Source organism: Pseudomonas sp. LY-1 (assembly GCF_053502595.1).
The window spans coordinates 1,854,000-1,875,223 of record NZ_CP094353.1; the positions used below are offsets into that span (position 1 = coordinate 1,854,000).

The following is a 21,224-nucleotide window of genomic DNA, read 5'->3' on the forward strand; positions in this document are numbered from 1 at the left end:
ATTGTACGACACCCGCTCAGAGCGGCTGACTTTGTACCAGATGTGCGCCGCGATTTGAAGTTTTTCTTTGAGAAATGTGCAGGTTGCGCGTGTTTGCGTAGGCGGCGAGCCGACCGACTGTAGGAGCGGGCGTGCTCGCTCCTACAGTCGGCTGTGTTTCAGAGCGCAAAGGCATGCTGCGCCTGGCCCTGGTGATAGCGCAATCGGTGGGTCTGCCGCGCGGGCTTCAGAAAGCCGACCACGGCGTCGCGGCTGTCGCGGCTGGCCGCTTTGTGCTCCATGTCCAGAAAATGCCCGGTCGCCTGGATCGTGCTGAAGCTGCTGTTTGGCACGTATTGCCCGAACAGCTGGGCATCCTCGGCGCTGGTGTATTCGTCCCATTCACCGTTCATGAACAGCACCGGCACGGTGATCTGGCGCGCGGCCTTGAGGTAGCACAGCCGGTCGCTGTTGAGTACGTGGCTGATGTGGAAGTGCATCTGCCCGTATTCGTGCTCGGCCAGGCTGCTGACGTGGCGGTAGTTGAAGCGCTTGAACAGCGACGGCAGGTGTTTGCCGATGGTGCTGTTGACCAGGTGGCCGACGCGGTCGCGGTCGAGCTTGCCGAGGTAGTCGACGCCGCGTTCGAGGTAGTCGCGCATGGGCGCGTTGATCACCGGCGAGAACGAGCTGATCACTGCCTTTTCCACGCGGCGCGGGCGCTGGGCGAGGGCGACGAGGGTGGCGGCGCCGCCCCAGGAGAAGGACAACACGTGTTCGGCGGCGAAGTGGTCGATGAGTTCCAGGAGGATCTGGCCTTCGACTTCCTTCGTCAGCATCTGCTCGTGGCGGTTATGGATTTTGGAGCGACCGGCGTAGGGCTGGTCGTACAAAACCACATTGAACTGCGGGTACAGGCTTTTCACGGTTTGGGCGAAGGAGGCCGTGGTGGCCATGGAGCCGTTGACCAGGATGATGGTCTTTTCAGCCGCGTCCGCGCGATAGAACTCCGTGTAAACCCGATACTGACCCTGTATATCCAACACAGCGATTTCTGGCCTCATGTCGTAAGACTCCTGGCAAGCGGGTAGGGCGCGCAGATCACTCTGCACGAGCTTTGTGACAGGTAGGCATACGCCTTGAAGATGAGCGCCCATGTCGCGCCGATGACGGCTGGCCGACGGGTGTTACCAGGGCGGGTTGTTTGCCGGGAAGGCCCGTGGATCAAGCGCGGGCGCGGCAAGGTGTTTCTTGGAGGTTATAGGCGACTCGCCAGTCATCTTTTGGCTGACGTTTTGATTCAAGCAGTCGGTTCGGGATGTCGCAAGTCGCAGGGATGGGTTTTAGCCATCACCGGCCGAACGGTCGTCAGACCTGGCGGATTTCATCGGCGCTCAACGCTCGATACTCACCGGGCGCCAGCGCGTCATCCAACGCCAGCGGCCCCATGCGTTCCCGATGCAAGCGCAGCACCTTGTTGTCGAAGTGCCCGAACATGCGCTTCACCTGGTGATAGCGACCTTCGATGATGCTCAAGCGTGCCAGGCGAGGCGCCAACAGCTCCAGCTGGGCCGGTTGAGTCGTCAGGTCTTCAAACGCGAAATACACGCCCGCCGCGAAGGTGGCGGCGTATTCCGCGCCGATCGGTTGTTCGGTCTCCACCAGGTAGACCTTGGGCAGTTTGGTCGTCGGTTGCGTCAGGCGCCGCGACCACTGGCCGTCGTTGGTGATCAGCATCAGCCCGGTGGTGTTGAAGTCCAGGCGGCCGGCGATGTGCAGCTCGTCCTTGTCCGGTTCGTCCAGCCAATCCAGCACGGTCGGGTGCTGGGGGTCACAGGTGGCGCTGACGCAGCCCTGGGGTTTGTGCAACATGAAATAGCGCGCCGGTTTACCCGCCTGCAGCACCTCATCGTCCACGCACACCCGGCTGAATTCGCGCACCTCGTGGTGAGGATCGCTGACGGGCACGCCATCGACGCTCACCCGCCGTTCCACCAACAGCAGGCGCACTTGCTGGCGATTGAAACGCGGCAGGTTGCTGAGGAATCGATCAACCCGCATTACAACGGCTCAGCCCCGCGCAACTGTGCATCGACCTGGGCACAGCGCGGGCACAGGCAGGCCTGGTTGCGCAATGCATCGGGCAGGGCTTCGAGCACCGCCGGGTCGATGGTGACGCTGTAGCACCAGCAGGCCTGGTCGGCGGTGCGCGGGTCGGCCAGGGTGCAGTCGTTGCGGGCGCCGCAGGCGGGGCAGAGGGTGGCTGTGGTCATCGTTCGGTTCAGGCTGGATCGGGCAGGGCGCCGAAGGTCCCTGCACGATACAGCGCCGCTCAGTCCCGTTCCAGCACCACGACCCGCTGGCCGGCGCCAATCGCGCTGCCGGGCTGCACGGTGATTTCCCGCACCACTGCGGCGAACGGCGCCGGCAGCGCAATCTCCATTTTCATCGACTCCAGCACCACCAGCACATCGCCGGCCGCGACGCGTTCGCCCACCGCCACCCGGACCTGCCACAGATTGCCCGCGATATGACTGTCGATGCTGTGCTCATTGGCCTTCAGCGGTGTGTCCTGCGCGAGCGGCGCTGGCGCTTCCTCGCTGTCGAAGTGCGCCTGGCCGCTGGCGATCCAGCGTTCGCGCTCGGCATTGAACGCCTGTTGCTGGTGCTCACGAAACGCATCGATACCGGTGGCTTCACGCGCCAGAAAATCCTGGTAGTCCGCCAGGTTCAACACGCTGTCCTCGATGTGCAACGCAAAGCGCCCCAGCGGAAAGTCCCGACGAATCTTTACCAGTTCTTCGGCACTCACCGGGTAGAAGCGGATCTGGTCGAAAAACCGCAGCAGCCACGGTTTGCCGTCGAAGGCCGCGACTTCGCGATAGCGGTTCCACATCTGCAACGTGCGCCCGACGAACTGATAGCCGCCGGGGCCTTCCATGCCGTACACGCACAGATACGCGCCGCCGATGCCCACCGAGTTCTCGGCGGTCCAGGTGCGGGCCGGGTTGTATTTGGTGGTCACCAGGCGATGACGCGGGTCCAGCGGCGTGGCCACCGGGGCGCCGAGGTAGACATCGCCCAGGCCCATCACCAGATAGCTCGCTTCGAACACGGTGTGGCGCACCGCGTCGAGGTCGGCCAGGGCGTTGATGCGGCGGATGAACTCCAGGTTGCTCGGGCACCACGGCGCGTCCTTGCGCACGGTGGTCATGTATTTGTCGATGGCCAACTGGCACGCCGGGTCATCCCAGGACAGCGGCAGGTGGACGATGCGCGAAGGCACTTGCAGGTTGGGCGTGGCGCACACGGCCGTCCATTCGCCGCTGATCAGCCCCAGCAGGTCGGCCAGGGGCAATTGTTCCGGCTGGTAGTGGACCTGCAGCGAGCGGATGCCCGGCGTCAGGTCGATCACGCCGTGCCGTGCGTGGGTTTCGAGGGCCTGCATCAGCGCGTGGGCGCGAAAGCGCAGCACCAGGTCGAGCTCGGGCGCGCCGATTTCCAGCAGCAGGTGGGTGTCGCCGGCCAATCGGGCAACCAGACGCGTATCTTCCTGGCCGATATCCAACACCACAGGCGACGCGGGCCAATGTGGGCGCGGGCTTGCTCGCGATGGCATCGCCTCGGTGTTGCTGTGAGCGCGCGTCGCCTGCATCGCGGGCAAGCCTGGCTCCGGCATTTGATCCCATTTCAGCGCGAGATCGCGGGCGGTCTCGAGGTTCACCGCTTCGAAGCGCAGTTTGTCGCCGGCCTTGAGTTGCCCGAGTTGCCACAGGTCGGCTTCGATCACCGTCACCGGGCACACGAACCCACCCAGGCTCGGCCCGTCCGGCCCGAGGATCACCGGCATGTCCCCGGTGAAATCCACCGCGCCGATCGCATAAGGGTTGTCGTGGATATTCGACGGATGCAGCCCGGCCTCGCCGCCATCGGTGCGCGCCCATAGCGGCTTGGGGCCGATCAACCGCACGCCGGTGCGGCTGGAGTTGAAATGCACTTCCCACTGTGTGGCGAAGAAGGTGTCGATGTACTCGGGCCGGAAGTATTCCGGCGCGCCGTGGGGGCCGTAAATCACCCGTAGCGTGCGGACCTGCGCCAGCGGTTGCGCGACCAGTTGTTGCCCTGCGGTGACGTCGACCAGCGGCAACAGATGCAGCACGTCGCCCGCGCGCAACGCGCGCCCGCCATGCCCGCCGAACTGGCCCAGGGTGAAGGTGCTTTGGCTGCCCAGGTAGTCCGGCACTTGCAGCCCGCCGCGCAGGCACAGGTAACTGCGCGCGCCGGCCCCGGCGAGGGTACCGAGGTTCAACCGCGATCCGGCTTCGATCCGCAGCGTGGTGTTCATCGGCACGGGGTGATCGTCCAGCAGCAGCGGAATCTCCGCCCCTGTCACCGCCACCACGGCGGCGCAGTTGAAGCGCAACAGCGGCCCGCTCATGGTGATCTCCAAGGCTGCCGCGCCTTCGCGATTGCCCAGCAGACGATTGCCCAGGCGCAGCGCGCGGCTGTCCATCGGCCCCGACGGCGGTACGCCCACGGCCCAATAACCGAGGCGTCCGGGATAGTCCTGCACGCTGGTTTGCGTGCCCGCGCTGAGCACTTCGAACGTGTGGGCAACGTAGACCAGGTCTTCCAGGCAGCGCGTCCACGGATGGCCACCGGCAAAGGGCGCGGCCAGCAGGATCTGGCGCAGGTAATCGCGGTTGGTTTCCACGCCGTAGAGCTGGCTGTCGCTCAAGGCGCGATGTAAATCCAGGCGCGCCTGTTCGCGGGTGGGCGCCCAGGTGATGAGCTTGGCGATCATCGGGTCGAAGTACGGCGGGATCTCACAACCGGCTTCAACCCAAGTGTCGATGCGCAAGCCTTCGGCCTGCGGAAAATCCACGCAGGTCAACAGCCCCGGGCTCGGCTGGAAATCGCGGCCTGGATCTTCCGCATACAAGCGTGCCTGGATCGCATGGCCCTGGGGCTTCAACGCCAACTCACTCAATGGCCGCATCTCTCCCGCCGCCAGTTGCACCATCCAGCGCACCAGGTCCACGCCCCACACTTGTTCGGTGACGCCGTGTTCCACCTGCAACCGCGTGTTCACTTCCAGGAAGTAGAAGCGACTGTCTGCGCTATCGAAGATGAATTCCACGGTGCCGGCGCTGCGGTAGTTGACCGCCTTGGCCAGGGTGATGGCGGCCGAGCACAGGGCTTCGGCCATGCCTTCGGGCAGGTTCGGCGCCGGGGTTTCTTCGAGGACTTTCTGGTTGCGCCGCTGCACCGAACAATCGCGCACGCCAAGGGCGATCACCTCGCCCGCGCCGTCGCCGAACACCTGCACCTCCAGGTGGCGAGCGTGCTCGATGTACTTCTCGATAAACACGCCGGCATCGCTGAAGTTGTTCTGGCCCAGGCGTTTGACAGCGTCGAAGCACTCATTCAACTCCGCGGCGTGGCGGCATACGCGCATGCCGATGCCGCCGCCGCCGGCGGTGCTCTTGAGCATGACCGGGTAGCCCACGCGGTCGGCGGCGAGCATGGCGGCGTCGAGGTTGTCGAGCAGTTCGCTGCCTTCGAGCAAGGGGAGGTGGTGTTGCTTGGCCAGCGCCCGTGCGGTGTGCTTGAGGCCGAATACGCGCAGCTGGTGCGGGGTCGGCCCGATAAAGGCGATGCCGGCGTTTTCGCAGGCTTGCGCGAAGGCGGCGTTTTCCGAGAGAAAGCCGTAGCCGGGATGAATCGCCGTGGCGCCGCTGGCCTTGGCGATGGCGAGGATTTTGTCCACCGCCAGGTAGGTGCCGGCCGCGGCGCCTTCACCGAGGCTGTAGGCTTCGTCGGCGTGTTGGATGTGCAGGCTGGCCGCATCGGCTTCGGCGTACACGGCGACGCCCTTTACATGCAGCTCGCGCAAGGTGCGCAGGATGCGGCAGGCGATGGCGCCACGGTTGGCGATCAAGAGTTTTTCGAACATGGCAAAACCCTGCGGGCCGTCCCGCAAAGTGAAGGAGCACTACGGTCGTCCGTAGTGCATGTCGTGAGTGTGGGAGGGGGGGCTCCCGATGGTGGTGAGCCAGTGGGTGCGTGTTTGGCTGGCTTGCCGCCATCGGGGGCAAGCCCCCTCCCACAGGGTTCAGTGGTTGCGCAGGCACTGCCCGCTGCGGGCCTGGCACAGGGCGAACAGCCAACTGCGCAAGCGCTTGAGTGTCAGTTCCATACGAGTAACTCCGCAGGCGTCGGGTTGTAGGCGTTGCACGGGTTGTTCAATTGCGGGCAGTTGGAGATCAGCACGATCACGTCCATCTCGGCGCGCAGGTCGACGTACTTGCCGGGGGCGGAAATGCCGTCTTCGAAGGTCAACCCGCCGTCGGCCGTGACCGGCACATTCATGAAGAAATTGATGTTCGGGCCAATGTCGCGTTTGCCCAGGCGACCGTCATGGGCGCAGGCCCGCAGGTAGTTGTCGCGGCAGCTGTGCATGTAGCGTTTTTCCAGGGCGTAGCGCACGGTGTTGCTCTCTTGGGCGCAGGCGCCGCCGAGGGTGTCGTGGCGCCCGCAGGTGTCTGCGACGAGGGTCAGCATCGGCTGGCCGAGGTTGGAATAGAGCACGCTGCCGGCGCCCAGGTACACGCTGTTCTGGCGGCGCAAGGTGCGTTGCACGTCGTAGCGCTCGCGCGGGTTTTTCACGCTGTAGAACAGCGTGTCGACCGCCTGGTTGCCCTCCAGGTCAAGGATGCGCAGGGTCTGTCCGGCCTTGACCTCCATCAGCCACGGCTCGCCGGCGGGAATGGTGGCGCGGTACACCGCCGTGTCGGGTTGTTTCAGTGCGATAGACATGGCAGCTCCTCAGGCGAACAGACGGTCGGTGTTGATAAAACCGCGCGCGTTTTCCGGGCGCGAGGTGCGGCAGTGTTCGGCGACGCTTGGGTCGGCGTTCATCCAGCTCAGTTTCAGCGGTTGGGGGGCGTAGTCGGGGTTGGGGTCCATCGGATGCTGCAGCGCGGTGAGCACCACCAGGGTGTCCATCGGTGCGTAGAGTTCGATGTAGTCGCCCGCCTTGGAATTGCCCGGCACGAAGTGCAGGCCACCGTTGTCGTCCACGCTGACTTTGCTGAACAGGTTGAGGGTCATCAGCAGGTCGGACAGCCCCAGGCCCCACTTGCCCAATTCCACCAGCAGGTTGTCGGTGCCGTTGCGATAGAAACCGTTGCGCAGTTCCTGATAGCGACCCTGGCCGTACTTCTCGGCCACCTCGGCCGCGCACAGCACGCCGCCGATGCTGTCACTCCAGCCGCAGGTGTCGGCGGTGATGGCGGCCAGCACGCGGCCCATGTCCGAGTACAGGCAATGGCCGCGGGTGAGCTTGGCGGTGTGTTGGCATTTGAGGCTGTCGGGCAGGTTCAGGCGTTCGGTTTTTTCGTTCGCGTTGAGCAGGGTCAGGCTGACGTTGGCGCCGCCGCGCAGGTCGGTGAGGCGCAGCAGTTGGCCGCGCTTGAGCACGAAGGAACGGTGGCCGCCGCCGGGCAGTATTTCTTCGGCGAACGGCGGGAACAGTTGAGTCGAATCGGTCATTTGGAAGTCGCTCCAAGTTCGGCGGCGAGCGCCTTGCGCCGCTCGCCGTTCAAAGGGATGTCGTAGGTGATACGGGCGCCATAGGCGCCGGGGGCGTGGGGGTCGACGCGGACCTTGTCGAACACCAGCAGGCGCGTGCCGAGGCTGAAGCCTTCGCTGAGGTCGTGGGTGACCATGAACACCGTCAGCCGGGTTTCGCGCCACAGCTCCAGCAGCAACTGGTGCATGTCTTTGCGGATGCCGGGGTCGAGGGCGCCGAAGGGTTCGTCCAGCAGCAATACGCGCGGTTTCATGATCAGGGCCTGGGCGATGGCCAGGCGTTGTTGCATGCCGCCGGAGAGCTGCGCCGGGTACTTGTCCAACGCGTGGCCGAGGCCGACTTTGTGCAGCAGCGCGGCGGCCTGTTCGCGCGCGGCTTTTTTGGCTTTGCCGAACAGCCGTCCGAGCAACGGCGCGCGCGGCAGTTCGAGGCCGAGGGCGACGTTGTCGAGCACGCTCAGGTGCGGGAACACCGAGTAGCGCTGGAACACCACGCCACGGCTGGCATCCGGTTCGCCGGCCAGCGGTTGGCCGTCGAGCAGGATGTGGCCCTTGCTCGCGGTTTCCTGGCCCAGCAGCAGGCGCAGAAACGTCGATTTGCCGCAGCCGGAGGTGCCGACCAGGGTGCAGAATTCGCCCTCGGCGACCTGCAGATTCAAACCCTCCAGCACCACCTGATCGCCGTAGCGCTGCCACACATTGTTGACGCTGATAAAGCTCATGCCCGCGCTCCTTCGTACCAGGGGAACGCGCGTCGGGTCAGGGCCTTGAGGCCCCAGTCCATCAGCCAGGCGAGCAGGGTGATCCACACCACGTAGGGCAGGATCACGTCCATCGCCAGGTAGCGGCGCACCAGGAAGATCCGGTAGCCCAGGCCGTCGGTTGAGGCGATGGCTTCGGCGGCGATCAGGAACAACCACGCCGAGCCCAGCATCAGCCGCAGCGAGATCAGCAGGCGCGGCAGCAATTGCGGCAACACCACGCGCAGCATCAGGGTCCAGGTCGACGCGCCGAGGGTCTGTGCCTTCACCAGCAGTTCCACAGGAATTTCGCGTGCGCGCTGTTCCAGGTCGCGGGCCAGGCACGGGGTGACGCCGATGACGATGAGCATCACCTTGGACAATTCCCCCAGGCCAAACACGATGAACAGGATCGGCAGGATCGCCAGCGGCGGCACCATCGACAGTACCGTCAGCAACGGTGACAACGGCGCGCCGAACAATGGCAACGTCCCGGCGGCGATGCCCAGGCACAGGCCGGCGAGGGCACTGATGCCCAGGCCGAGCGCGAGGCGGCGCAGGCTCGACGCGCTGTCCTGCCACAGCACGTATTCGCCGGTGCGGCTGTCGGCGCTGAATGCCAGGCGCTTGACCGCCTCGAACATTTGCCCGGCACTGGGCAGCAGTTTGTCGTTGGGGTTATCCGCCAGGCGCTCGGCCGAGCCCACGAAGTAGGCGAACAGCAGCAGGGCGAACGGCAGCAGCACCAACAACAGGCGGCTGGAGCGGTCCGGGTGACGGTTGATCAGGCGCATGGCCGGGTCCTCTTACAACGTGCCGTCGGCGGCCATCTGCACGTAGCGGGGGTCGAACTGCAGCTTGAGGTTGGCCTTGTCGCCGCTGGTCACGCCATTGGCGAAGCTCATGCCCACGGCGCTGGTGTCCTTGGCCCCTTCGCCGAGCAGGCCGTGTTCAAACGAGAACTCGGCGACCTTGCGCATGGTCGCTGGCAGCTGCGCGCTGGTGGCGAAGGCCAGGGCTTCCTTGGGCGTGGCGAACAACTTGGTGGTGTCCAGTTGCGACTGGAACCCCTTGAGGTCGGTGCCCGAGGCCTTGGCCATGTGTTCCAGAGCTTCGCTGCTGGCGGCGCCTTTGGCGTTCATCAGGGCGACCACTTCGAACCAGGCGCCGGTGAGGGCTTTGCCCAGGGCCGGGTTGTCTTTGAGGGTCTGGGTGTTGACCACCATCATGTCCATGATTTCGCCGGGCACTTTGCTGGAGTCGAACACCTGGGTGACACCGGGTTTGGCGTTGATCGCAGAGAGCATCGGGTTCCAGGTCGTCACCGCTTGCACCTGGTCGGTGTTGAAGGCGGCGGCGATGTCGGCGTCGGAGGTGTTGACCACTTTCAGGTCTTTTTCCGTCAGGTCCGCCGACTCCAGCGCGCGGGCCAGCAGGTAGTGGGACACCGACAGTTCCACCAGGTTGACGTTCATGCCCTTGAGGTCGGCGACGGTCTTGCCGCTGCCTTTGATCACCACGCCATCGTTGCCGTTGGAGAAGTCGCTGACCACCAGCGCGGTGCTGTCGACGCCACCGGCGGCGGGGATGGTCAGGGCGTCCATGTTGGTCATGGTGCAGCCGTCGAACTGGCCGGCGGTGTACTGGTTGATGGACTCGACGTAGTCATTGAGTTGCACCACGTCGATGGTGATGCCGTACTTCTTGGCCCACTTGTCGAGGATGCCTTGGCTGCCGGCATACTCCCACGGCATCCAGCCGGCATAGATTGTCCAGCACACGCTGAAGTGGTCTTTGACGGCGGCCTGGGTCTGGACGCTCAGCACAGCGGCAAAGGCGGCGGCGAGCAGGGCGGGTAAACGGATTGAGGGCATGGGGCTTCTCCAGTTGATCGAGGGCGAGCAGGAGCAACGCGGCACCGTGAACGGTGGCTTGTCTCCCGGGCTTTTATCCCGCCGTGTAACCTCAACTGGAGGTCGCCGACTCTCGGACCAGCCACTCGCGTTTCGCGAGCCGGAACCCTAGTCAGCCATTGCAAATTGTGGTGCCGCGAACCTGTGATGAATCCTGCACGCAAGAGGCTAAGCGAGAGTCATGCCAAGTAGGGCGCGGGCGTGTAGGTCGCGGGTTTGCGCGCAACGCCCGACGCTTGAGTGCGTGCGGCTGCGTTGCAGTGGTGCGCCGTCGCACTGCAATGAGGCATTCGGCTCGTCCGAAACAGATGTTTCAGTCTGTGTCGAAATCGCACCAGTTTCGCTTTTTGATGTCAGATATTTCGTCATTCAGCAAAAGTTGAATGCCGCCCCCCAGCGTCGCTGGCGGTGCTCTTTCGCGGTCCAGGAGGCCGCCATGTATCGACGACTGCTTCTTATCGCTGTGCTCGGTCTATCCCTTTCTGCGTGCGTGCCCTATTACGATGGAGGCCCAGGTTATTACCGTTCCGAGGTCTATACCGCGCCCGCGCCGGTGTATTACTACGGCGGCGGCCCGGCGTATCAATATCGGCGTGGCTATTACCCGGCGCCGCGTTACTACGCGCCGGCGCCGCGTTATTACCAGCCGGTGCCACGTTATTACCAGCCGGCGCCCCGCATGGGTTACCGGGCTTATCCAAACCAGGGTTGGGGAGATCGCTGGGGCAATGGCGGACACGGTCGCGGTGGCGATCGTGGCGCTGGTCGCGGCGGTCATCGTTGACCGCTCTTGAAGGCAAGCGGCGCAGGCAGCGCCGCTTTTTCGTAGCATTTAGCAGTACTGTCAGATTTAACAGCTATCGTTTGGGTTTCTGGTGCATTCAACTGGGAGCGGCCGTTGCGCCTCTTTGACCGCCCAGTGAGCGAAGGAACCCCCGATGATCAGACAATTGATGTGCGTTTTACTCCTCATGGTCGGCGGCGTTGCACACGTGCAAGCGGACCAAGGCTGCCCTTATCCCTCGGCAATCAAGTACGTCGATGGCCACTTCCAGGCGACGGCGGGAACACTCGTCTGGCAAAGCCCGAAGATCGGCTATCGGGACTTTGTCGACCAATTTATTGGCGCCATTTTTACCCCGGGCAAGGAACAGGATCGGGAAAACGGCTATGTAGACAAGTGCAGCTACCTGACCGGTGACGGTCAGAGAGTGGACTTGCGGTACGGCAAATCGGCAGAGGTGGAGACGATGTCGCTGACCGGTACTTTGCATTGGCACCTTGCCAGCGACCCCTTCGGCCTGCCGGTGTATATCTGCCAGGACAGTCAGCCGGACAATTGCGCATTCACGGTCAAAAAGCCAAAAAACTGACTGTCAAAAGTAGGAAAAATCCGCGAGCGGATGGCGGCCTTCCCAGGCTTTGTTGAAATGCGCCTGCACCACGGCCTGCGGAATGGCATTGATATCCGGCCAATGCCAATGAGGCTGCTGGTCTTTGTCGATCAACCGCGCGCGGACCCCTTCGCTGAATTCCGGGTGGCGGCAGCAATTGAGGCTCAGGGTGTATTCCATCTGGAACACCTCGGCCAGCGACAGGTGGCGGGCGCGCTGGAGCTGTTCCCACACCAGGTGTGCGGTCAGCGGGCAGCCTTCGCTGAGGGTCTTGCCAGCGCGGCTGAGCGACGGGTCGGCGTGCTCGCGCAACGGGCTCAAGGCCCGCCAGGCACTGCGCACGTCACTGACATCCAGCCACTCATCGATCTGCGCCCGGCGTGGTAGCCATTGCGCTTCGGGTTGCTGGTCGATGGCTTCCTGGGCCAAGGCCTTGAGCAGGCTGTTGAGCTGCATCGCGGTCTGTTCCTGCCAGTTCAGTTGCAACAGGCCTTCGAGCAGTTCGTCTTGCTGGTCGTCGCGCATGAAGCGGTCGGCCAGGCCCAGATCGAGCGCGTCGCGGCCGTTGATGTGCGCGCCGGTCAGGCCAAGGAACAACCCCAGTTTGCCCGGCATGCGTGACAGGAACCAACTGGCGCCCACATCCGGGTACAGGCCGATACTGATCTCGGGCATGGCCAAGCGGCTGCTGGGGGTGACGATACGCACCGAGGCGCTTTGCAGCAGGCCCATGCCGCCGCCCAGCACATAGCCGTGACCCCAGCAGATCAACGGTTTGGGGTAGGTGTGCAGGCGATAGTCGAGGCGATATTCCGCGGCAAAAAACTGCGCGGCCAGCTCCGGCACGACGCCGGGTTGTTCGCGGCAGGCCATGGCCAGGCTGCGCACTTCGCCGCCGGCGCAAAATGCCTTGGGGCCCTTGCCGCGCAACAGCACGCAGACGATGTTCGGGTCTTTGGCCCAGGCGTCCAGGCGATCGCCCAGGGCCAGGATCATCGGCAGGGAGAGGGCGTTGAGGGCCTTTTCGGCGTCCAGGCTGGCGATGCCGATGCGCGCGCCGCCGCTGCCGGTCAGCTCTTCGAAGTGCAGGTTCATCGTGACCTCAATCGGGAAGGTGAAGGTTGAGTATGATCCCTTCATGGGAAAGTGCCGGTTGTGTGTCAGATCAATTGACAAGCGGGGTCGGCTTTCCTAGGGTTCGCCTCATTCTTTTTTACAAGACCAGTCAATCATGAGCGAAGGCGACCGTATCAAACTCGAACCCAGCTGGAAACACGCCCTGCGCGATGAGTTCGAGCAGCCCTACATGGCCCAGTTGCGTGAGTTCCTGCGCCAGGAACACGCGGCCGGCAAGGAGATCTACCCGCCTGGCCCGCTGATCTTCAACGCGCTCAATTCCACGCCGCTGGACAAGGTCAAGGTGGTGATCCTCGGCCAGGACCCCTACCACGGCCCCGGCCAGGCCCACGGCCTGTGCTTCTCGGTGCAACCGGGCGTGCCGGCGCCGCCGTCGCTGGTCAATATCTATAAAGAGCTCAAGCGCGACCTGAATATCGACATCCCCAACCACGGTTGCCTGCAAAGCTGGGCCGACCAGGGCGTATTGCTGCTCAATACCACCATGACCGTGGAGCGCGCCAACGCCAACGCCCATGCGGGCAAGGGCTGGCAGTTCTTTACCGATCGGATCATCGAAGTCGTCAGCGAGCACCAACCGCACCTGGTGTTCCTGCTGTGGGGCGCGCATGCACAGAGCAAGCAGAAGCTGATCGATGCGACCAAGCATCTGGTGCTGACGTCGGTCCACCCGTCGCCGTTGTCGGCGTATCGCGGCTTTCTGGGCTGCGGGCATTTCAGCCGCACCAACAAGTTTCTTGAGCAGAATGGCGAGACGCCGATTGATTGGGTGTTGCCACCGGTCTGAACCATTCGCTGCGATGTGTCACCCGCTTGATTCGCAGCGCGCGTGGCTAACTGCGCCCCCTTGATATGCGCGAATCAAGGGGGGTACCTGTTATTTCTGACAGTATCCGACCGTCTTGTATCAGCATTAAATGATCTCCCTGGCCTCGTCGGTCTCATGCCGGCCGGCGCGTTTGTCAATGGTCAACCTGTGACTCATTGCGAGGAGAGTAGAAATGTCTGATTCGAAAGTATCTTCAACCGCCGAGTCGATTGCTTCAGAACCCGTCGACGTCCCCCAACGCAAGCGTTCGGCTTCCATCCAGACTCTCGACGTACCCTTGGTGCCTGAAGCCTTGCCACTGCTGTCGGACGAGGCTGCGTACACGATTCCGTTAGCCCTTCAGAATCAGCCATTGATGGTGACGATCGAGAGGGTTTGGCCGGTAAATTTCGCTAACGTCTCGATGACGACATTGGTTCAGTATCTCTGGCAGGGCCTTGAGGTTCACCGCCATGAGATCTTTGGCCCTTACGAGCCGGACGTCGAATTTCCATTGGTTCAACTGTTGCCGGCCAGTGTGCTGTCTACGGGGGGTATTCGCCAGCTCACGTATCGGGTGAGTGCTCCGCTGCTGACGACGACTGACTCTTTCCGAACAATGGTCAATGTCGACAAGAATGCGCCCAATAATGGCAATCAAGGGCCGGCGCTGATTTTTGACCCTGAAGTGATAAGCGACGGGGTGAGCGACGACTACCTTGTGGCGCACAACGGTGTCGATGCAGAAGTTGTGCGTTGGCCGGATATTCGCCTTGAGGACCGGATTGAGTTCTTTTGGGGGGAACTTCCCAACGTCCGTTCTGCGGGCACGCTGAGCATCGGGCTGGGGCATATTGCTGGCGCGCCGATAGAAATACATTTTGATGAGGCCTTTATTCGCGACAGTGGGGAGGGCCGAAGGTTTGCCTCCTATCAGCTCACTGACCGTGCGGGCAATGTCGGGCCGTTTTCCACGGTGAACGAAATAAACGTCAACCTGCAGGTTTTGCCGGATCTGCCACGGCCTGAAGTACCCTTGGCGGAGTTCGATGGCCTGATTGACCTGGACGATGCACGTACCGGCGTAGTTATCGAAATTCCTCAGATTTTTGGGGCGCAGGAAAACGACCGGCTTGTCATCTTTTGGAATACTCACTCGCTGCCCCCTATTACGGTCGGTGCAGGGCAAGCGTGGCCCATCCGTGTTCCTGTTTCTTGGGAGATCCTCTCTGCCGGTGGTTTTGCGCAGTCGATTCCCGTGCGCGTGCGTTACCTGTTTCAGCGCGGTACTGCGTCGAGAAACTCGCCCAACAACTTTTTTATTCAGGACCTCAGTGTGGCCGGGCCAGACCCGCAAGGCCCCGACCCGATCAATACCCAGTTGGCGCGGGTTGTCGTGAAAGGTGTCACAGGGGACGACGTTGTCACCGAGTTGGATGCCCCGGGGCCCGTCCGTGTAGAGGTGCCGCTATGGAGCACCCCCGCCCCGGTACCTGGGCACCGGCTGGAATTGTTCTGGGGCGGTGAGGCTGCATTTGTAGGCGCCTACGAGATCCAGCCCACAGACCTGCCCGGCCAAACGATGGCTTTTTTTGTGCCCTGGATCGTGATCATGGGCGCCGCGTCCGGCCAGATACCGGTGTATTACTGGACGGATAATTCCGTCAACCGCCAACGCAGCCCCACCAAACTGGTGCGGGTGGAACTCGATACACTCAGGGGCTTGGAAAAGCCTGTATTACTGAACGACAGCACCCGTGATTTCGTTGCCTGTGATACCCGCCCGGAACCTTGGACAGGTGTCTTCATCGGGGTGCTCTGGGATGTGACCCATTTCGAGGTGGGTGACAGGATTCAAGTGTACTGGAGCAGCTATCCCACAAAATCCGGCAATGGTGATCCTTTCCCGGGAACGAGTGTCACGTTCGACGTCGTGTTGACCGAGGATCATAGGAACGCCGGACGAGTAGATGTTCTCATCACACCCTTTGACCCATTGTTTACCCGTCCAGGGCTAGTCAGTGATTTTGGCTCAGGCGTGACTTACTACCGGCTGTTCAAAGTTTCGGGGGCAACAGGTGTGTCGTCTAAAAAACTGATTTTCATTAATCTGAAAAGACCGCAGGGTGGTGTGTGCCTTGGACCTGTCCGTACGTCATGAATCATTGAAAAACAGTGGCGGCGAAAGAGGGCATTACACCTAATGCCCTCTTTTTTATAGTCGGCGTTTTCATCACCACTTAGACTTTATGTTGCTGATAGTTGGACTGTTGATTTTGATCGGTTATTAAAACGCTATGTATTGATTGAATCAGCGCGGATACACGCTTTATTGGTTTACGCACCTGTGAAGTTTGACAGGTGCGCGCCTTGCAAGACGCAGATTTAATAGGGCTGTCACTCGGCCCAGTTAGATGTCGGAGAACGAGCCATTCTCTATCCTGCGAGAGTAACTAGCTATGGCGAAGTCCAAAAAAAACCAAGCACCTCAATTAAAGGCCCGGAGCACAAAAAAAACGGCAGTGGCGCCCGATTCCCCCCTGCTGGTACGGCCGCCGTGGGCTCGAACCCCTGTGGGGCCGCTGGTGTTGAGTGATTTGCGGGTGATGAATGCACTGCCGCCAGTGACGAACGGGCAGCCGAACTTGATGGACATCAGTGAGTTGTACGCTGAGGGTGTTCAGTGCGAAATCGACATGTGGATTGAGATCCTGCCTTTTGGCAACGACGGCTTGGAGGTCTTTATCAATAATGTCCTGTATGGCAGTCGCATCCCGTTCAGTAAACCGTTGTCTGCCCATACCTGGCCCTACCGTTTCTCGATACCGGAGGAGGATATTGGCGAACATGGGCTGAAGAACCTGACGTATGAAGTGTTTTCATCTAACGGTTCGACAGATGGCCCTGCCGCGCCTACCCCTGTCACCATCGACCGCCGAGATCCTAACGCAGGTATCAGGCCTGGCTCGGTGACGTTACCAAGTTGGGTCGGCAATTTCGTGACGCTGCAGGACCTGGACGCTAATGGCGGCGCCATGGTGATCGAGGTTCCACGTCGGTTGGACCCGCAAGTGGGCGACAAACTGGAGATCTACACAGAGTTTCCAAGTGATACCCCCTCATTGACCATTGATGATTTACCGCGCACCACGGCTCCCGTGATGGTGAGTCTGACCAAAGCGCTGCTTGAGGCGAGTGGCGGCGGCGTGAAGCAGCTCAACTATGTCTACACGGATCGTGCCGGTAACCCAACCAGCTACCCGAGCTCGTTTCGAGAGTTCACATTGGTAACGGAAGATCTTCCCGAGAACCTGCGTGACCCCGAGTGCCCCGAGGCGCCGCTTGACCTGCTTGACGCCCAATTGAACCGCGCCGAGATCTGGATCCGCGAATACGACAACGCACTTGCTGGGGACCGCGTTCTTGTCGAGTTCAATACCCTGCTGCTCGTTGGCATTGTGAATATGGTCTGGCCGCTCAGGGTGACAATCCCATGGGACGTGCTTCGCGATGGCGGTCTTGACGCGCCTTACGAGGCTGACGTGCTTTACAACATTGATCGTGGCGGGGTCATCACCGGGCCTTCCGACACCATCACGGTGGATGTCGACTTGAGGTCGGCGGGTGGGCGTCCGGAAGATCCGGGGCCTGTCAACCCTGACCTTGATCCGGTGGAGGTGACTTCATCCGAGGGGCTGACCAATCAGATCGGCCCAGGCGACATGGACGACGCGACGGCGCGGTTTGACGTGTATACGGGGGCGACGGCGGGGCATCTCATTCAACTGTGGTGGAAAGGCCTGCCTTGTTATGACCCTCCTTACGAAGTCACTCTTGCAGATGAGAGCGCTACTGAGTTTGTGCTTACGGTTCCCGCTGCGGTGATCAAGGACGCAGGCAACGGTGATATTCCCACCTGGTACACGCTCAATAACGGCGCGAACGATAACGTCATCGACTCCGTGGAAACAACGGTGTCAGTCAGCGCATTTGCGGTGGATAACCTATTGCCCATCAACTATCCGGATGGGTTGTCCTTCGGTGATGGCCGATTTGCGCTCACCTGCGCGCAAGGGATTCCCAGTGGGATCAGAACCGTTATCAAGGACCCTGCAAACCTGCGGGCGGGCGATCGGATTACGCTTCATTGGGTCATCTTTGGCCCGGATGATTTCGAGTCCACGGTCATTACGGTTGATGAGTCCTTCCCTAGCGTGACGATTACTCACAATCACGACAATCCGGGCCATCCAGGAGAGCTTTTTACCGTACCGTTCCCGACCTATATCCAGCCTGTCCTGGTCGGGCGTATTGAAGCGACCTATCACGTATTAAAAGCGGATGGCGTAACTGAAGGCAATTCACCGGCCACCATTGTGCTGATGACACGGCGCCAGACAGATGGCACCATCTGCGGTTAGTACCCAGTGTGAATGCGTTGAGCCAATAGGCCGCTACCTGGTCGCGAAAGCGTCCGGGTAGCGGTCTATTGGCTCTGATCTGGTGAGGCCCCGCCATTTTGCGGGATCGGAACCATGGTTTTGATACACGAGAAGGAGGTGCTACGCGCGTTAAATTTTAGTGGGCGCATTCTTAAGGAAAGTCCTACAAGGCACGGGAATTGCCCTACATGAAGTTCCCCTCTAGGTCCGTACTCTTGGCGCCGCTGAGAGCCTGAGGCGATAGATCTGTTAATCGCTTGGCTTGTTCAGTCACCCGACTAGAGGTTTATCACCCCCATGACTAATGTTAAAACGTTCACCCCTTCTCGACTGGCGACCGCTATTAAGGTACTGGCACTGATGCCACTGTCGTTGGCCGCTACGAAAGCAGCTGCACTCGAAATTTTTCCAGGCCATGAACTGACAATTGACGCCAGTTCGCCTTTTGACCGCTATCAATTGAGCGGTGATGCAAAACTCATCTCCAATGGCGCCAGGATCGTCAGTGTCCTTGCCCGCGACTCGACATTCGAAATGAATGGCGGCCGGGTACAAGCCGGTAATGAAGTCGGTGTTTCGCTCTACGGTAGTAACGCCACCATTCGTGATGCACATATTTCCAGTGGACGATCCACGGGCTTGATCGTCGGCACCGTGGATAACCGGGCGTCGACCGCTACTGTTTTCAACACCTCGATCGAAGGCGCCACGCAAGGCGTCATCTTGAACGGCTCCAGTGTGCTGTCGTTGAATAACAGTGAGGTCAGAGGGGGCGAGCAGGGCTTGTTGGCCGTCGACGGCCAATTGATCGCAAACCAGAGTCGCATCACTGGCGCCACCAACGGCATTGAAATCTATCGTCATCCGATAACCCCAGACTCGGCCTCCTTTACGTTCAACCAGACGGCTGTGGTCGGTGAGACCGGAGCGGCCATTGTGGTGAATGCTCCCGGCACGGTTGAAATCGATGTCAACAATGGCTCCACCCTGGTGGGCGGTAACGGCAACATGCTGGAACTGACCGCGGGTGGCTCGGCCAACATGCGCGTCAACAACAGCGCTCTGAGCGGCAATATCCAGGTTGGCAGCCTCAGTGAGTTGGACCTTAACCTTGATCGCGCCATCATGAACGGTGACGTGATCAACGGTGGCGGTACCGCCAGTGTGGGGCTGAACAACGGCTCGGTCCTCACCGGTCGCCTGGAGCACGTCGATAAACTGGCGATCAACAGCGACGCCACCTGGGTGATGGTCGACCATCAGCAGGTGGGTGACTTGTCCCTGAGCGGCGGCAACGTCAAGTTCGGCGAGACCGGTACGTTCTACCAGCTGGACGTGGCCAACCTATCGGGCAACGGCACCTTCATCATGAGCGCGGATTTCGCCACCCTGAGCAGCGATTTCCTTAATGTGACTGGCACGTCGTCGGGCGACCACAAACTGCTGATCGCCAGCAGCGGTGCCGACCCGTTGAGCGACGACCGCCTGCATGTCGTACACACCGCCGACGCTGGCGCCCAGTTCAGCCTGATCGGCGACCGCGTGGATATCGGGACCTATTCCTACAGCCTGATCAATGACAACGACGGCAAGGACTGGCTGCTCGACCCAGGCAGCAAGGTGATCAGCCCGAGCACCAACTCGGTGTTGGCGTTGTTCAACGCAGCCCCCACTGTGTTGCTGGGTGAAATGACCACCCTGCGCACCCGCATGGGTGAACTGCGCTTTAGCGAAGGTCAGTCGGCTGGGCTGTGGACCCGCGCCTATGGCAACAAGTATGAGGTGTCCAATGACAAGACCGGCCTGGGCTACAACCAGTCGCAACGCGGCTTCACCCTTGGTGCCGACGTGCCGGTATCGGGTGGCGACGGCCAGTGGTTGATCGGTGCAATGGCCGGTCACAGCACCTCGGACCTGGACCTGAACCATGGCAGCAGTGCAACCGTCAACAGCTACTATGTCGGCGGTTACGCCACCTGGCTGGATGCCGAGAGCGGGTTCTACTTTGACGGTGTGCTCAAGTTCAACCGCCTGCACAACGAGTCCAATGTGGCCATGAGTGACGGCAAGAAAGCCAAGGGCAACTACACGCAAAACGCGGTGGGCGCATCGGCGGAAGTCGGTCGCCACATCACGCTGGACGACGGTTTCTTCGTTGAACCATATGGCCAGTTGTCTGCGGTGATTACCCAGGCCCAGAGCTACACGCTGGACAATGGCCTGGACGCCAAGGGTGACCGCTCCAGTACGGTGATCGGTGAACTCGGTACTACCGTGGGGCGCAATATCCAGCTGGAAAGCGGCGGCGTCTTGCAGCCGTACTTGAAGGCGGCGGTGGCCCACGAGTTCGATCAGAGCAACAAAGTGTTCGTCAACGACAACTCGTTCAACAACGACTTGTCGGGTTCGCGCCTGAAGCTGGGTGCGGGTGTGGCGATGTCGGTATCGCAGAACCTGAAGTTGCATGCGGATCTGGAACACAGCACGGGCAAGAACATCAAGCAGCCGTATGGGGTTAACCTGGGCTTGCGCTACGATTTTTAACGGGCTGGATGTATAGCGCGGTAGCGGTATAAACCGTGCGGGTAATGAAAATGCCCCGTCTCGAAAGAGGCGGGGCATTTTTTTGCTTTAAGGCAGGGCGGGGTGGTTTTTAAATGCTCACCACCGCCACGGTCGTGTTGCCAGAGTTGCAGACCAGCAAGTATTGGCCATCGGGTGTGCAAGCAAGACCGTTAGGCTGATCAAAACCGTTAATCGTGCCAATCAGTGTTTCACTGTTCATGTCAATGACTCTGACGCGGTTGCCGGCAAGTTCTGAGACATATGCCAATGGTCGAGTTGGATGAAAGGCAATACCTCGTGGATCACTGAGGCCTGTGAGGGATTTGATGAATGTGAGGCTATCGTTTTCGGTGTTGTAAATATCAAGTTTGTTTAAGCCTGATACGGACACATAGAGTCGTTCGAGCGGTGCATCAAACCCGGTGTGGGCAAGTTCCTGAGCAACTGCGCCGTTAACGACAGTATGGGTGCGGACGCCACTGCTGAGTGTGTACCGTTCCGTGTTGTAGCCTGTTGTAAATATGGCTGTGCCTTGTGGATTAGTTACTATCGATCGGGGGCCAGCTGTTCCACCGAAATTTGTCACATATTGGCCACTTGTTGTGTCAAAGACGGAAAAAGCCAAAGAGCTGCCGCTAGTGGACTGAGCGGTT

Annotated in this window: 17 protein-coding genes and 1 riboswitch; of the genes, 6 read left to right on the forward strand and 11 right to left on the reverse strand. The window is 61.1% G+C overall.

What is annotated here, in order from left to right; translation table 11 throughout:
* Nucleotides 1-158: 158 nt before the first annotated feature.
* The 9 genes from MOQ67_RS08470 to MOQ67_RS08510 all read right to left on the reverse strand — a co-directional run bounded on the left by MOQ67_RS08470 (nt 159) and on the right by MOQ67_RS08510 (nt 10,186).
* Nucleotides 159-1,043, reverse strand: coding sequence for an alpha/beta fold hydrolase (locus tag MOQ67_RS08470; protein ID WP_193039718.1), 885 nt, complete (start codon nt 1,041-1,043; stop codon nt 159-161).
* Between the two features lie 304 nt (nt 1,044-1,347).
* Entirely contained in the window at nt 1,348-2,040 is a 693-nt protein-coding gene (locus MOQ67_RS08475; RefSeq protein WP_017844881.1) for a pseudouridine synthase, read from the reverse strand.
* On the reverse strand, nt 2,040-2,252 hold the full coding sequence (locus tag MOQ67_RS08480) for a cysteine-rich CWC family protein (RefSeq protein ID WP_017844882.1): 213 nt from the start codon (nt 2,250-2,252) through the stop codon (nt 2,040-2,042). Before MOQ67_RS08480 ends, MOQ67_RS08475 begins: the two co-directional genes overlap by 1 nt.
* Before the next feature lie 59 nt (nt 2,253-2,311).
* Nucleotides 2,312-5,935, reverse strand: a complete 3,624-nt coding sequence (uca, locus tag MOQ67_RS08485) for an urea carboxylase (protein WP_198718600.1) — start codon at nt 5,933-5,935, stop codon at nt 2,312-2,314.
* A 233-nt stretch (nt 5,936-6,168) separates the two neighbouring features.
* Nucleotides 6,169-6,798 (reverse strand): urea amidolyase associated protein UAAP2, encoded by a 630-nt coding sequence (locus MOQ67_RS08490; RefSeq protein WP_046384385.1) that lies wholly within the window; start codon nt 6,796-6,798, stop codon nt 6,169-6,171.
* Nucleotides 6,799-6,807: 9 nt separating this feature from the next.
* Nucleotides 6,808-7,533 (reverse strand): urea amidolyase associated protein UAAP1, encoded by a 726-nt coding sequence (locus tag MOQ67_RS08495; protein ID WP_017844885.1) that lies wholly within the window; start codon nt 7,531-7,533, stop codon nt 6,808-6,810.
* Nucleotides 7,530-8,294, reverse strand: a complete 765-nt coding sequence (locus tag MOQ67_RS08500; RefSeq protein ID WP_017844886.1) for an ABC transporter ATP-binding protein — start codon at nt 8,292-8,294, stop codon at nt 7,530-7,532. Before MOQ67_RS08500 ends, MOQ67_RS08495 begins: the two co-directional genes overlap by 4 nt.
* On the reverse strand, nt 8,291-9,106 hold the full coding sequence (locus tag MOQ67_RS08505; RefSeq protein WP_193039716.1) for an ABC transporter permease: 816 nt from the start codon (nt 9,104-9,106) through the stop codon (nt 8,291-8,293). The genes MOQ67_RS08500 and MOQ67_RS08505 overlap by 4 nt, the downstream gene beginning before the upstream one ends.
* Before the next feature lie 12 nt (nt 9,107-9,118).
* Complete coding sequence (locus MOQ67_RS08510) at nt 9,119-10,186, reverse strand: putative urea ABC transporter substrate-binding protein (RefSeq protein ID WP_046384382.1); 1,068 nt, start codon at nt 10,184-10,186, stop codon at nt 9,119-9,121.
* Between the two features lie 60 nt (nt 10,187-10,246).
* A riboswitch (guanidine-I (ykkC/yxkD leader) is annotated at nt 10,247-10,348 on the reverse strand.
* A gap of 313 nt (nt 10,349-10,661) precedes the next feature.
* On the opposite strand from MOQ67_RS08510, the gene MOQ67_RS08515 reads away from it, so the two are divergent.
* On the forward strand, nt 10,662-11,009 hold the full coding sequence (locus tag MOQ67_RS08515; RefSeq protein WP_017844889.1) for a hypothetical protein: 348 nt from the start codon (nt 10,662-10,664) through the stop codon (nt 11,007-11,009).
* A gap of 154 nt (nt 11,010-11,163) precedes the next feature.
* A complete protein-coding gene (locus tag MOQ67_RS08520; RefSeq protein WP_198718599.1) occupies nt 11,164-11,598 on the forward strand; it encodes a DUF3757 domain-containing protein in 435 nt (144 codons plus the stop codon).
* 3 nt (nt 11,599-11,601) lie between these two features.
* On the opposite strand, the gene MOQ67_RS08525 is transcribed toward MOQ67_RS08520, so the two are convergent.
* Nucleotides 11,602-12,714 (reverse strand): enoyl-CoA hydratase/isomerase family protein, encoded by a 1,113-nt coding sequence (locus tag MOQ67_RS08525; protein ID WP_198718598.1) that lies wholly within the window; start codon nt 12,712-12,714, stop codon nt 11,602-11,604.
* Between the two features lie 136 nt (nt 12,715-12,850).
* Between MOQ67_RS08525 and ung the strand changes: the two genes are divergently transcribed.
* From ung to MOQ67_RS08545, 4 genes are all read left to right on the forward strand, one after another.
* Nucleotides 12,851-13,543, forward strand: coding sequence for a uracil-DNA glycosylase (gene ung, locus MOQ67_RS08530; RefSeq protein WP_017844892.1), 693 nt, complete (start codon nt 12,851-12,853; stop codon nt 13,541-13,543).
* Between the two features lie 214 nt (nt 13,544-13,757).
* Nucleotides 13,758-15,725, forward strand: coding sequence for a hypothetical protein (locus tag MOQ67_RS08535; RefSeq protein WP_198718597.1), 1,968 nt, complete (start codon nt 13,758-13,760; stop codon nt 15,723-15,725).
* 298 nt (nt 15,726-16,023) lie between these two features.
* Nucleotides 16,024-17,985, forward strand: coding sequence for a hypothetical protein (locus MOQ67_RS08540; protein ID WP_198718596.1), 1,962 nt, complete (start codon nt 16,024-16,026; stop codon nt 17,983-17,985).
* Nucleotides 17,986-18,303: 318 nt separating this feature from the next.
* Entirely contained in the window at nt 18,304-20,550 is a 2,247-nt protein-coding gene (locus tag MOQ67_RS08545; RefSeq protein WP_026139779.1) for an autotransporter outer membrane beta-barrel domain-containing protein, read from the forward strand.
* Nucleotides 20,551-20,659: 109 nt separating this feature from the next.
* Here the strand turns inward: MOQ67_RS08545 and MOQ67_RS08550 are convergent, their stop codons facing one another.
* Entirely contained in the window at nt 20,660-21,196 is a 537-nt protein-coding gene (locus MOQ67_RS08550; protein WP_448675909.1) for a YncE family protein, read from the reverse strand.
* Between the last annotated feature and the right edge of the window lie 28 nt (nt 21,197-21,224).

Excerpts from the sequence above, each read along its gene's own strand:
- MOQ67_RS08470 (WP_193039718.1), bottom strand. The coding sequence starts at position 1,043 with ATGAGGCCAGAAATCGCTGTGTTGGATATACAGGGTCAGTATCGGGTT.
- MOQ67_RS08475 (WP_017844881.1), bottom strand. The coding sequence starts at position 2,040 with ATGCGGGTTGATCGATTCCTCAGCAACCTGCCGCGTTTCAATCGCCAG.
- MOQ67_RS08480 (WP_017844882.1), bottom strand. The coding sequence starts at position 2,252 with ATGACCACAGCCACCCTCTGCCCCGCCTGCGGCGCCCGCAACGACTGC.
- uca (WP_198718600.1), bottom strand. The coding sequence starts at position 5,935 with ATGTTCGAAAAACTCTTGATCGCCAACCGTGGCGCCATCGCCTGCCGC.
- MOQ67_RS08490 (WP_046384385.1), bottom strand. The coding sequence starts at position 6,798 with ATGTCTATCGCACTGAAACAACCCGACACGGCGGTGTACCGCGCCACC.
- MOQ67_RS08495 (WP_017844885.1), bottom strand. The coding sequence starts at position 7,533 with ATGACCGATTCGACTCAACTGTTCCCGCCGTTCGCCGAAGAAATACTG.
- MOQ67_RS08500 (WP_017844886.1), bottom strand. The coding sequence starts at position 8,294 with ATGAGCTTTATCAGCGTCAACAATGTGTGGCAGCGCTACGGCGATCAG.
- MOQ67_RS08505 (WP_193039716.1), bottom strand. The coding sequence starts at position 9,106 with ATGCGCCTGATCAACCGTCACCCGGACCGCTCCAGCCGCCTGTTGTTG.
- MOQ67_RS08510 (WP_046384382.1), bottom strand. The coding sequence starts at position 10,186 with ATGCCCTCAATCCGTTTACCCGCCCTGCTCGCCGCCGCCTTTGCCGCT.
- MOQ67_RS08515 (WP_017844889.1), top strand. The coding sequence starts at position 10,662 with ATGTATCGACGACTGCTTCTTATCGCTGTGCTCGGTCTATCCCTTTCT.
- MOQ67_RS08520 (WP_198718599.1), top strand. The coding sequence starts at position 11,164 with ATGATCAGACAATTGATGTGCGTTTTACTCCTCATGGTCGGCGGCGTT.
- MOQ67_RS08525 (WP_198718598.1), bottom strand. The coding sequence starts at position 12,714 with ATGAACCTGCACTTCGAAGAGCTGACCGGCAGCGGCGGCGCGCGCATC.
- ung (WP_017844892.1), top strand. The coding sequence starts at position 12,851 with ATGAGCGAAGGCGACCGTATCAAACTCGAACCCAGCTGGAAACACGCC.
- MOQ67_RS08535 (WP_198718597.1), top strand. The coding sequence starts at position 13,758 with ATGTCTGATTCGAAAGTATCTTCAACCGCCGAGTCGATTGCTTCAGAA.
- MOQ67_RS08540 (WP_198718596.1), top strand. The coding sequence starts at position 16,024 with ATGGCGAAGTCCAAAAAAAACCAAGCACCTCAATTAAAGGCCCGGAGC.
- MOQ67_RS08545 (WP_026139779.1), top strand. The coding sequence starts at position 18,304 with ATGACTAATGTTAAAACGTTCACCCCTTCTCGACTGGCGACCGCTATT.